The organism is Shewanella sp. c952 (genome assembly GCF_019654975.1).
In the GTDB taxonomy this organism is placed as follows: domain Bacteria; phylum Pseudomonadota; class Gammaproteobacteria; order Enterobacterales; family Shewanellaceae; genus Shewanella.
This window is the reverse complement of record NZ_BPEW01000001.1, coordinates 122,961-134,302: the sequence shown is the minus strand read 5'-3', so window position 1 is coordinate 134,302 and position 11,342 is coordinate 122,961. Positions and strand designations below refer to the sequence as shown.

11 protein-coding genes are annotated in these 11,342 nt (G+C 46.1%); 5 read left to right on the top strand and 6 right to left on the bottom strand.

From position 1 onward, the window contains the following. The first annotated feature begins 276 nt into the window (after window positions 1-276). Complete coding sequence (locus tag K5R16_RS00585) at window positions 277-1,539, top strand: alpha/beta hydrolase-fold protein (RefSeq protein WP_308440776.1); 1,263 nt, start codon at window positions 277-279, stop codon at window positions 1,537-1,539. 51 nt (window positions 1,540-1,590) lie between these two features. Here K5R16_RS00585 and K5R16_RS00580 read toward each other — a convergent pair whose 3' ends face one another. From K5R16_RS00580 to K5R16_RS00555, 6 genes are all read right to left on the bottom strand, one after another. Beyond that, entirely contained in the window at window positions 1,591-4,839 is a 3,249-nt protein-coding gene (locus K5R16_RS00580) for an efflux RND transporter permease subunit (protein WP_220735603.1), read from the bottom strand. A 12-nt stretch (window positions 4,840-4,851) separates the two neighbouring features. After that, window positions 4,852-6,114: an efflux RND transporter periplasmic adaptor subunit gene (locus tag K5R16_RS00575; RefSeq protein WP_220735844.1), complete on the bottom strand. Its 1,263-nt coding sequence runs from the start codon at window positions 6,112-6,114 to the stop codon at window positions 4,852-4,854. A 40-nt stretch (window positions 6,115-6,154) separates the two neighbouring features. After that, on the bottom strand, window positions 6,155-7,474 hold the full coding sequence (locus K5R16_RS00570) for a TolC family protein (protein WP_220735602.1): 1,320 nt from the start codon (window positions 7,472-7,474) through the stop codon (window positions 6,155-6,157). A 343-nt stretch (window positions 7,475-7,817) separates the two neighbouring features. Beyond that, window positions 7,818-8,225, bottom strand: a complete 408-nt coding sequence (locus tag K5R16_RS00565; RefSeq protein ID WP_220735843.1) for a hypothetical protein — start codon at window positions 8,223-8,225, stop codon at window positions 7,818-7,820. A 174-nt stretch (window positions 8,226-8,399) separates the two neighbouring features. Then, a complete protein-coding gene (locus K5R16_RS00560; protein ID WP_220735601.1) occupies window positions 8,400-8,576 on the bottom strand; it encodes a DUF3012 domain-containing protein in 177 nt (58 codons plus the stop codon). Between the two features lie 66 nt (window positions 8,577-8,642). Further along, complete coding sequence (locus K5R16_RS00555; RefSeq protein WP_220735600.1) at window positions 8,643-9,002, bottom strand: STAS/SEC14 domain-containing protein; 360 nt, start codon at window positions 9,000-9,002, stop codon at window positions 8,643-8,645. Between the two features lie 192 nt (window positions 9,003-9,194). On the opposite strand from K5R16_RS00555, the gene arfB reads away from it, so the two are divergent. The 4 genes from arfB (at window position 9,195) to K5R16_RS00535 (ending at window position 11,313) form a co-directional block, all read left to right on the top strand. Next, window positions 9,195-9,617 (top strand): alternative ribosome rescue aminoacyl-tRNA hydrolase ArfB, encoded by a 423-nt coding sequence (arfB, locus tag K5R16_RS00550; RefSeq protein ID WP_220735599.1) that lies wholly within the window; start codon window positions 9,195-9,197, stop codon window positions 9,615-9,617. A gap of 86 nt (window positions 9,618-9,703) precedes the next feature. Beyond that, the gene (gene aroQ, locus K5R16_RS00545) at window positions 9,704-10,156 is read left to right on the top strand and encodes a type II 3-dehydroquinate dehydratase (RefSeq protein WP_220735598.1); all 453 of its coding nucleotides are present in this window, start codon (window positions 9,704-9,706) and stop codon (window positions 10,154-10,156) included. A gap of 15 nt (window positions 10,157-10,171) precedes the next feature. Beyond that, the gene (gene accB, locus K5R16_RS00540; RefSeq protein WP_220735597.1) at window positions 10,172-10,627 is read left to right on the top strand and encodes an acetyl-CoA carboxylase biotin carboxyl carrier protein; all 456 of its coding nucleotides are present in this window, start codon (window positions 10,172-10,174) and stop codon (window positions 10,625-10,627) included. Between the two features lie 23 nt (window positions 10,628-10,650). After that, window positions 10,651-11,313, top strand: coding sequence for an SDR family NAD(P)-dependent oxidoreductase (locus tag K5R16_RS00535; RefSeq protein ID WP_220735596.1), 663 nt, complete (start codon window positions 10,651-10,653; stop codon window positions 11,311-11,313). Window positions 11,314-11,342: the final 29 nt, after the last annotated feature.

The following is an 11,342-nucleotide window of genomic DNA, read 5'->3' as shown; positions in this document are numbered from 1 at the left end:
AAGCCTATGCAGCAATCCTTCGCTACATTCAGGTTTTAGTGTAGTTAAAGCATCTGAGAATGCGAATATTCAACCAAATGAAATAACGAGTAAGTTCATCACCAAACAAATAACTGCCATGCCATGGTTTGGAAAACCCATCCTAATCGACTCGTCATTATCACTTTCACTAATGCTTCACCAAGGATTACAAAATCTTCACCAACCGCGTCTTTTCTCGTTGAGAAAAACAGCTAAGCTAAAATCACCTCGTCAATAAAAACAGACTTAAAAACAATGAAAACATTGGCATACATACTATCATTTTTGATTACTTTGTTGATTTCACTAATCATAAATAACCACGCGATGGCGCAAAAACCTCAATTCCCTCTACAGAAACTCAATTCTATTATCAGCGCAACCGAATACACTCATCCATCCAATATTTTAAAACAGGAAAGGCGCTTTATGGTGTCACTTCCTGAGCGTTACTATGCCAGCGATAGGCATTTCCCGACTCTGTATATTATTGATGCAGACTTTCAGTTTCAGCATGTTTCGGCGCTGGTAAAACACCTTGCACGCATGGGGAAACTACCGCCGATGATAGTGGTAGGTGTCGCGAATCAAGGCGATGATGACTACCTATACACCACGACTTGGGCGACAGAAGATAAAGCCTTTGGCGGTGCGGCAGAGTTTCATCGTTACCTCACTAACGAGCTAGTGCCGCTGATAGATAAAGAGTTCAAAAGCAACAGCCAGAAAGCACTCGCCGGATACTCACTTGGAGGCTTGTTTACGCTTTACAGTATGATGCAGCAAGATAGCCCGTTTAATGCTTACCTTGCCATGAGCCCTAGCGCTTGGTTTGATGACTACAGCGTGGCGAGTAAAATTGAGTCACTGTTACAACAAAATAAACTATCTTCCCCGCTGTTTTTCTCTGTTGCTCGTGAAGAAGATATGGGAGTAGATAAAATTGCCGCGGCTTTTGAATCTTCAGCGGACAAGTCATTGCAGTGGCAATTCAAATCCTATCCGACTGAGAACCACTTCACCACGGCGCTACCTGCGTTATACGATGGCCTACAATTCTTAGCGCCAAACTACGCCACTGATGGCACAGATATGCTAGAAATGGGTGATTACAAGGCTGTTATCAAACACTTTCAAACACTGCAAAAACAGTGGGCAGGCTTTCAGTTTGAATGGCTGCAGGCTTATCAGTTTGCCAAATATATATTTTGGTCAAAGCAGGTCGATAACGTCGATGAAATACTCAAAGCTATCAGCACCAGCTTTCCAGAGTCTTTGACTATAGTCAGCATTGAAGTGGCAAAAGGGCTACTCAAAAAAGGCGATAACCAACACGCTAAAACTGTGCTAGAAAACGTCCGCATAGAGGGCGAAGCAAACCCCAATTGGCATAAACAATTAAGCCTCTACTACAAGGCTGAAGGTGATGAAAAACAAGCGCAGCAGCTGTTTGAAACCGCACTAGAACTAGCAGAAAAATATCAATTCGATGGCTGGGAAATTTGGGAATTAAAGTAAACTTTCAGCGCCCTAACCTTTATGGATATAGGGCGCTTACGCATTATCTCATCAATCTAGCGCTTCAAAGTCCTTACTTAAACCTTTGTTACAACGATCTTGATATAACCAGCGATACAGGGTGGGCAGCACCAGTAACGTCAGTGCTGTTGAACTAAACAAACCGCCAATGATCACCACCGCCAAAGGCTGTTGAATTTCACTGCCTACCCCCGATGAAATAAGGATAGGTATCAGCCCTAATGCAGAGGTTAACGCCGTCATTAACACGGGACGCAAACGCCCAACGGTCCCCTCATAAACGGCATCATACAGCGATGCATTTGTCTCATTTTTTACGCTAGCTCGGCGTTGATTTATTGAATCCACCAGCACCACACCATTGAGTACAGCGACACCAAACAGGGTGATAAAACCAATCGAACTTGGCACAGAAAGGTAGGTTCCACTGACATATAAGGCAACGACACCACCAATGAGTGCTAACGGCACGTTAGCCATAATCAATGCGACCTGTTTTATCGAGCCAAACGAGAAGTACAGCAGCAGCGCAATAAGTGCGATAGAAATAGGCACCACGAGCATAAGCTTTTGTTGCGCCCGTTGCTGGTTCTCATATTGACCGCCAACCACCACAGTGTAACCAGAGGGTAATTGTGCTTGAGGTACTACGGCATAGATATCGTTGACGACGGAGCCCATGTCACGACCTGCAACATTTGCCTGCACCACCACTCGACGCTGAACATCATCTCGGCGAATATTCGGTGGCGCCATCTCGATAATCACATCAGCAACCTCGCCTAGGCGCACAGTCGCGCCATTGGCGCCAGTCAACAGCAAGTCACGCAATGCATCAGGTGCGCTGCGATACTTTTCAGCCAAACGTACATTAATATCGTAGCGAGCATTACCATCTATCACTTGCCCAGCACTCACTCCACCGACGCCTTGGCTGACCAAGCTCATCACAGTATCGACACTGATCCCATAACGCGCTAATAGATCACGCTTAGGCCGCACCACCAACTGAGCTTCACCGCTCACCTGTTCCAATGACACATCCACCGCACCAGGAATTTGAGCGACTAAGTCGGTTAACACTTGGCCACGCTCAGACAATACATCTAAATCTGGTCCAAATATTTTAATCGCTAGCTGGGCTTTTACCCCAGACAGTAACTCATCAACTCGGGTCGCTATCGGTTGAGAGAAAGTAAACAGTAAACCAGGATAGATACTCAGTCTCTGCTCCATTTGTCGCTGCAGCTCTAGACGAGTTTCAGCGTGCTGCCACTCATCTATAGGCTTAAGACCGATATAGATCTCAATATTACTCACGGGTTCAGGATCGCCACCAAGTTCGGGGGCGCCAATACGACTTAGTGCATAATCAACTTCAGGGAACTCAAGCAACATAGACTCAAGCTTGGGTGCAACGTCTAAAGAGGTACCTAAACTCGCAGTTGGTGCTAAAGTCACCCGTAAATTAATTGTGCCCTCTTCCAGTTCAGGCACGAATTCGGTGCCTAGCCTTGGCAGCAATGCCATGCTCATGACGAACATCACTAAAGCGGTGATCACCACCACTTTCGGTTTTGCCATAGTCGCAGTCAGCAGTTTGCGATATCCCGTTTCAATCGGCTTAAGCACCGCGCTTTCTCTAAGCGTTACGCCGCGTTTAAACAGGTAGACCGCTAATGCAGGAACCGCAATAAGTGCCACTAACAACGCAGAGATCATCGCCAATATGATACTCACTGCCATCGGCTGAAACAGCTTGCCTTCAACCCCCTCCAAGGCAAATAAGGGCGCAAATACCACGATGATAATTGCAGTAGCAAAGAAGATAGGACTACACACCTCTTTCGCCGCCAACATTACCCGCATAGCTATACCACTGCGCCCTGCTGCATCGATACCATCTTCTTCTGCATGATGTGGGTCTATCTCACCTGAAGCACGGGTTTGAGCCTCTGCCAGGTGGCGTCTATCAGGCTGAGTAAGGTGCTTGAAAATATTTTCAACCATCACTACCGAGCCATCCACCAGCATACCTATTGCCACCGCCAAGCCCCCAAGTGACATTAGGTTTGCTGACATACCAAAGTAAGACATCACCATTAACGCCAAACCAATCGATACCGGAATCGACAGTAAGACCAACATGGTGGCGCGGATATTGACCAAAAATAACGCTAAGATCACCACTATAAATACAAATGCCATCAACAAGGCATCACGCACCGTTTCTACTGCTTTATCAACCAAATCTGCTTGGTCATAAAACACCTCAAACGATACGCCATCTGGCAGAGCTTGCTCTATTAGAGCAGTGCGAGCACTGATATCATCAATGGTCGCTTTAGTGTTCGCACCCATGCGTTTAAGCACCACACCTGCCACAACCTCACCTAACACTTGCTTATTACCAGCATCGTCGCGGCGGGTCATAGTAACGGCACCGACACGGATTTCACTGCCGTACTCGACGGTCGCAATATCACTCACCCTGATTGGTGTGCCACCAACTTCAGTAAGTGGGATCTGAGTAATCGCTTTTAAACCGGCATCACCTGCTGGCAGTAAACCATAGCCACGAACCACAAGTTGCTCTTGGCCTTGGTCCATAAACCAACCCCCTGCGTTGCGGTTGTTACTCTCTAACGCATTAGTGACTTGCTCCATCGACAAGCCATAACTGCGCATCTTATTTGGGTCGATCTGCACTTGGTACTGACGCACTTCACCACCAAACGACAGCACCTCGGTCACGCCGCCAACAGGCATCATGATGAGCTTAACCAGATAGTCATTGAGGCTTCTTAACTCTGAAGCATCAACGCCAGAACCTGGCTCAGCCCGCAAAATATACTGATAGATCTGCCCTAAACCAGAAGTGTTTGGGCCGATTTCAGGAACGCCTACCCCGTCTGGGATCATCTCTCTAGCTGCTTGTAACTGCTCAAACACCTGCTGGCGAGCAAAATAAATATCCGTTCCCTCAGCGAAAACCACTGTCACAATCGACAAACCGGTACGCGAGAGTGAACGCACTTCAGTCACCGATGGCAAAGCGTACATCGCTGATTCAACAGGGTAACTAATGAGTTTCTCAACCTCTTCAGCCGCAAGTCCTTCAGCGGCAGTATTGATTGTGACTTGCACGTTAGTCACATCAGGGAACGCATCAAGGTTAAGTTTTGGCAACATCGCTGCACTGGCAACTAAGGCTCCAATTAGCCCGAGTACCACCATCAGACGATTGCGGATCGCAGCGTCTATTAATTTCTGTAACATAGCGTTCGCCTCCTAGTGGTTGTGAATATCGAAGCCAGATTTAGCTTGCTCAGACGCTAGAAAAAATGCGCCTGAAACCACCACTTTAGTGCCAGCAGCCAAACCGCGAACCAAGTTCATACCACGTTGACGCTCAACCACTTCAACCTCTTGGGCTTCAAAACCATCTTCATCTTCAATAAACACCTGCCAGTCGCCATCGCCACCACGGGTAAGTGCAGCATCAGGTAGAATCACTCCACCTTGCAGGGCGTCAGGTAAGTACAGCTCAGCAAACTGACCTGCGTGCAGTACATGACCTGCATTTTCGAAACTCACCAGAATCTGTTCGGTACGGGTAACACTGTCGAGCTCATGGGAACGGCCAATAATCTTAGCCTCTAGGCTCTTGTCACCCACCTTAACAATCGCCTTACTACCAATACTGACTTTCTCCGCTTGAGTCGGCGTTAACTCTGCTTGTACCCAAAGATGTGATTCATCGGTGAGTTGCATCAGTGCAGTGCCAGCAGCAATAACTTGTCCCAGCATGGCCAAGTCTTGTTGAACCCGGCCGGTAATTGGCGCGAGTAATTGGTAACTACCGATATTCTCAGGGTTTGAAGCCAACGCTTTAATTTGCTTGGGTGTCATCTGCATCGCTTCTAGAGTGGCGCGCTTAAACTCTGCATCAACTTGCGCTTGCAGTCGGCGGCTAGCACTCACAGCGCTTTTGCTCATACGCTGTACTCGGCTCCACTCTGCCTCTGCATTAATATAATCAGCCTGGGCTTGAGCAACAGCAACGCCACCAAGAGTCAGCAACACATCACCTTGCTTTACTTCCTGACCCGGCACCACATTGCGCTTTTGTACTCGAACGTCGACTTGTGGAGCGATCGTGATTGTGCGGTCGCGATCCACAACTAAAGTTGCCGTAGCGACGGCTTCTAAACTAAAGTTCTGTTCGGTTAAATTCACCACTTTGATCGCTGCTAGCTCGCGCTGCTCTGCCGTCAACGTTAGCGCATCGAGTCCATGCTCCTCTTCAGTTTCTGCAACAGCGCCATGACCATGACCGTCATCCTCTATCACCTCAGATTTAGCTGGCAGCTCCTGCGTATGATCATGCCCTTCACTCGCGTTAGCGACTATAGGCATCACTAATGCACTACTCAATGCCATGATCAAACCAAAACTCATGGCACGAGTGATTGCGTTAAATCCGAAGAGCGCTTTTTGAGTATCTTTATTCGTTGAAGTATTCATATATGCTGCCGAATTGATGCTATTCATTTTGATGATGTCTGTTTTAATCTTTATCATTATCTAACCCTTACTTAGCTTGAGAGCGCGCGGCTTGTGCAAGTTGACTATTGAGGTAAGACTCGAGTTGACCACTTGCTCCCATCCACGTTAACCAGTTCTCATACAGAGCGGATTCCAACGTGAGTCCAGCAAGATAGCTGCTGCTCATCTGCCTTTGACTTTGCAGGTAATCACTGGTGTTTATGTCACCCGTTTGCCATTGCTGGGCTAGGCTTTTTGCAGCTTCGCCCCCCGAAGTAAGCACTAACTCACGCCAGTCTTGATAACGCTGTGTCAACCTAGGTAGGCTCAAGCTAAATTGCTTCTGCTGCTGCGATAGCACTCGCTCCTTGGCAAGGTAAGTTTGTTCTGCGATTGCAATCTCTTCATTGGCCACAGCGATAACTTCGCTGTAGTTGTTTCTAAATTGCAATGGAATAGAAACACCTACACCGACTTTGTTGTCTTCACCTTCTCGTTCAGCACTTAAACTAATCGTTGGGTCGGCGGCATTATCAGCTTTGGCTTGCTTGGCAGCGACTTTCGCAATCAACACCTGCTGATAGGCACTTTTTAGCGCAGGCAGTTCAGGGGAAACCTCAGGCTGGCTAGCTTGGGGGCTAAGCGCGTTCAGAAAGTCTGAAAATGGCAGCTCAATGTCACCAAACAAGCCAAGTACTGCACCGTCGGCGGCAATTGATGCTTGCTCTGCAATGGCATAATCAGCAGCATTATTGGCTAGTTCAAGTTGCATTAACTGCAGCTCAACAGCGGATATATCACCGACTTCCATGCGTTGACGTGCTATATCCAATTGCGCTTTAGCGCGCTCAAATTGTTGCTGTTGAAACTGCAATGCCTTTTTAGCTTGAGCTTGGCTGGCCAATGCTTGTAGACGCTCGGCCAACATTTGACTGCGCTCTAGCGTCATATCAGACAGTAGTATTTCACTTTGAAGCTGTGCCATACGCGTTGCAGCACCACGTTTATCGCCCCAATCTATGGTTTGACTGATATCTAAGGTATAAGTGTCGTCCGATGCTTCAGTGTCATTTGCTTGATAGTTCACGCCCAATTCAGGGTTATAAACGGCTTTGTCTGCCGCCAAAATACTCAGCTTGGCTTGCTGACGACGTGCACTTTGCGCTTGAATTTCTGGAAGCGTGTTAAAACGCTGCATCACTTCTGGTAGCCAGTCATTAAACTGTGCGACACCAGTATTGGATGTGCTTAACGCATTTGAAGGTACTTTTGCCATTAACTCTGTTTCTGCTGCAATTACCTGTGAAGTAATAGCATTACTGGCCAAGTAGCCTAGCAAAACAGTGGCGATCATGGTTTTTTTCATCACGGATCCTATCTATCCGGCAACACGTTTCCACTAACGCCCTATTAAGTATGCATAAAGAACACAAACTCATCGGTAGGTTAATCAAAACGGTGTTTCGGCCGAATGTCATACAGATTGCCTAAGACACTGTGGTCTTTGACTGCCTGTATCAATCTTTATAGAGCAGTATGGATAAGCACGTACAGTAAGCTAGATTGCTGCTGCAATAACATGTTGTTGGCTTATTCATACTCATTGGAAACTAAAGATTCAGCAAAGATCTCATACAACTGTGCAGCAGCTAAACATCGACAAAATGCAAGCTCAACAAACGCTGTAAAGACACTAATGCTGCTAGGGGTTAAGCGATAGGGGGGCGGTAATTTCGCAGCTGAACAGGAGGAAAGTACTGTTTATCAATGCTAACAACCATATCGCCGACTGGCACAGATGGTGTTATTGATTCAATAGCCATAGCGGTAACGTGACCACCATGACAGGGACAATCTAGACACAGATCGAAACTCTGCGACTCTGTTTTAGCAATGGTATGCTCATGCTTTACCGGGTCAACTTGTTCACTTTGTTGCTGTTCAAGAGGACAAGTACAGTCACCGATACACTGAGCAAAGGTGGTGACATCAGCAGTAAACTGGATATGTGGATGTGATTCACTCTCCTCCTCGTGATCTCCTAAATGCAATTGGTGCGCGCCAAGATTGCCGCCTGCAAACTGCAGGAGCACAATAGCGATAAGCATTGTTGCCATCTTTAGAAGATTTTGGGGAGCAAATAAACGCAAATTTCACCCTAAATAATTAAAACTAAAACATACGGTTGTAGCCAATAGGACTCGTACAATATCCTAAAGTTCACTTCGGGCAACTTTTAAATCGCACTTAGTGAACTTGGTCGCAACTCTAATATTGTTTATTCTTACGTATTACTTAAAAACACAATGTTTAGCATAATCAGTCGCTTCGTTTGTGCTCCAGTCACCCGATGGCTTTTCACTCATCTGCTTACACCAAGCTTCACTACCTACTTCTGGCGCACAAGCTGTCATACCTAATGCTAATGCTAAAGCCAAACTTACGGCTGACAATTTTGATAAAGACATCTGTTAATCCTTTTTATAGATGGGGTAAAGCACCCACTTTGCAGCCAGTATACCCAAAATAAAGTGCTAGGTACGCCCCGCAATCCAATCAATCGCTTCTTGCTTCTGTTCTAGCGGAAACCAAGCGACTTCACCTTGCATAAATGGCCCCAGTAATCTCACCGCATTACCAAACCAATCTGGGCCGCCAACTAACACTAACGCTTCAAAGTTAGGTAACTGCACTTCACCGCTACCGGCTAATGACTGATGATCCCACCCTTCGAGCAACACATCAGCCTCAACATATAAACACACCTTACCGGTGTTCCCTTGGTACTTCTCAATCATCGGCTGCAGGATTTGACCATAATCTTCAGTCGATAAACGACCGCTGGCAAATAAACTAATGACGCCTTTAGTGATATCCGGAATTTTACACAGCATATTTAGACCCCATAACGCTATACTTTAATGCAGAAAGTCGAATCGATAATTGCTTGATGATAGCAAATCAAAGTTGAAGGAAAAGCGGCTTAAGCCCTTATTTTAGCTTAAAGTCTGTTAACATTGACCTTCATCAAGCTTAGCAGTACCAGCTTTGTCTTGAAATGAACCTTTTACAGTGGACATTATTCATTGGCATTAATCAAAATATCCAACTCAGTTTCGATTCAAGATAGCGAGCTTGAATGGCAGTTTATCCGTTCAAGCGGCGCCGGAGGCCAACATCTTAATAAGGTGTCGACTGCCGCCCAGCTTATCTTTGATATTAAAAACTCCTCTTTGCCTGAGTTTTACCAAGCACGTCTGCTCGCCAAGGCTGATCACCGCATCACAAAAAGCGGCAAAATCATCATAAAATGCCAACAAAGTCGCAGCCAAGACTTTAACCGCCAAACAGCACTTGAGCAGTTTATCGCCTTGGTCGCCAGTGTCTCGGCGGTACAGAAAAGGCGCATCGCCACCAAACCCACTAAAGGCAGTCAACGACGTAGAGTCGATGCAAAAAAACAGAAAGGTGCAACCAAAGCCCTAAGGCAAAACAAAAGCGGTTATTAACTAACTATTAAATTCTGAGTTCGACAACAGGGTGATTTTTTGTTGAAATCAGTAAATCTTAAACGATTCATCCAAGGGAATTTTTCATGAGCAGCCAAGCCAAAGTATTACTCGTTAACGGTCCTAATTTGAACCTGCTCGGTCGCCGAGAGCCTGGCCACTATGGTCATCACACCCTTGAACAAATTGTTAATGGCTTAAAGCAGCAAGCTGCAGATGCCAATCTACAACTCGAGCATATCCAATCAAATGCCGAGCACCTATTGATTGAGGCGATTCACAACACTGATGCCGACTACGTCATTATTAACCCAGCGGCATTCACTCATACCAGTGTGGCACTGCGTGACGCATTGTTAGGCGTCGCAATTCCTTTTATTGAAGTGCATTTGTCTAATGTGCATAGCCGTGAGCCTTTTCGTCATCATTCCTACTTTTCAGACAAAGCCGTTGGCGTTATCTGCGGCCTAGGTGCTCAGGGATACCAATTTGCATTGCAATCAGTAATCGCCCAACTGAACGCTACAAAACAGAAATAAGGTCAGCCTGTTAATATGGATATTCGTAAAATAAAAAAATTGATTGAACTGGTTCAAGAGTCTGATATTGCTGAACTGGAGATTAAAGAAGGCGAAGAGTCAGTACGCATTTGTCGCCACAGTCCTGTGCCTATGCAAGCTGGGGCGCAAACCTATTTGGCGCCTGCTAGTAGTGTTGCAGCGGCTATTGCAACTGCAAATGTTAGCAATGACAGTAGCACTATCGATGATAGTGATATCCATAAACTATTATCACCTATGGTCGGTACTATTTACCTCAATGACAAAAAAACGGGCAAGCCGTTATGCGCTATAGACCAGCAGGTACAGCAAGGTGATGTCGTGTGTGTGATTGAAGCTATGACCATGATGAACAGCATTACCGCCGACAAAAGTGGCATCATAAGCGCACTACTTATTGAAGATGGCGACCAAATTGATTTCGAACAAGCCATTCTCGTGATCGAATAAACTTTTTAAGAGGCTAAACCGTTATGATTCTGATCACTGGTGCAAGTTCTGGCTTAGGTGCCGCGTTAGCAAAGCTCTACAGCCAAGATCAAAAAGTTTGCATTAGTGGCCGTAATACTCAGCGCTTAGATGCTGTCGCAGCGGCACTTAATGGCGAGGTAAGTTCCCACAGTTGTGATTTAACTGATGAGCAATCGGTTGCATCCTTATTTGACTCTCTGCCACATATACCTTCGGTAATCATTCATAGCGCAGGCAGTGGCTACTTTGGGCCTATTGAACAGCAATCCGCCACCGCAATTAAGGAGCTGCTTAATAACAATGTCACCTCAGCGATAATGCTGTTACGTGAAGCTGTAAAACGTTATAAAGATAAGCCAATCACTGTGGTGATGGTAATGTCGACGGCAGCACAAATAGCCAAAGCTGAAGAGTCAACTTACTGTGCCGCGAAATGGGCTGTTCGTGGTCTTGTTGAATCGGTAAGACTTGAATTAAAAGGACTGCCAATGAAACTGATAGCGGTATACCCAGGTGGTATGGCAACCTCTTTTTGGGATACCAGCGGCAAAAGTCTTAATACCGATAGCTTTATGAGTGCTGACGAGGCTGCAGTGATGCTCAAGCAAGCATTGACAGCAACCAAACATGGCTACGTGTCTGACATCACCATTAATCGAGGTTAAGCGATACCGAAAGCATTAAATAAAAAGAA

Bases quoted from the DNA above. Each gene is read 5' to 3' on its own strand.
- aroQ (WP_220735598.1), top strand. From the start codon at position 9,704: ATGAGCAGCCAAGCCAAAGTATTACTCGTTAACGGTCCTAATTTGAAC.
- K5R16_RS00560 (WP_220735601.1), bottom strand. From the start codon at position 8,576: ATGTCTTTATCAAAATTGTCAGCCGTAAGTTTGGCTTTAGCATTAGCA.
- accB (WP_220735597.1), top strand. From the start codon at position 10,172: ATGGATATTCGTAAAATAAAAAAATTGATTGAACTGGTTCAAGAGTCT.
- K5R16_RS00535 (WP_220735596.1), top strand. From the start codon at position 10,651: ATGATTCTGATCACTGGTGCAAGTTCTGGCTTAGGTGCCGCGTTAGCA.
- K5R16_RS00555 (WP_220735600.1), bottom strand. From the start codon at position 9,002: ATGCTGTGTAAAATTCCGGATATCACTAAAGGCGTCATTAGTTTATTT.
- K5R16_RS00565 (WP_220735843.1), bottom strand. From the start codon at position 8,225: ATGGCAACAATGCTTATCGCTATTGTGCTCCTGCAGTTTGCAGGCGGC.
- K5R16_RS00575 (WP_220735844.1), bottom strand. From the start codon at position 6,114: ATGAATAGCATCAATTCGGCAGCATATATGAATACTTCAACGAATAAA.
- K5R16_RS00570 (WP_220735602.1), bottom strand. From the start codon at position 7,474: ATGAAAAAAACCATGATCGCCACTGTTTTGCTAGGCTACTTGGCCAGT.
- K5R16_RS00580 (WP_220735603.1), bottom strand. From the start codon at position 4,839: ATGTTACAGAAATTAATAGACGCTGCGATCCGCAATCGTCTGATGGTG.
- K5R16_RS00585 (WP_308440776.1), top strand. From the start codon at position 277: ATGAAAACATTGGCATACATACTATCATTTTTGATTACTTTGTTGATT.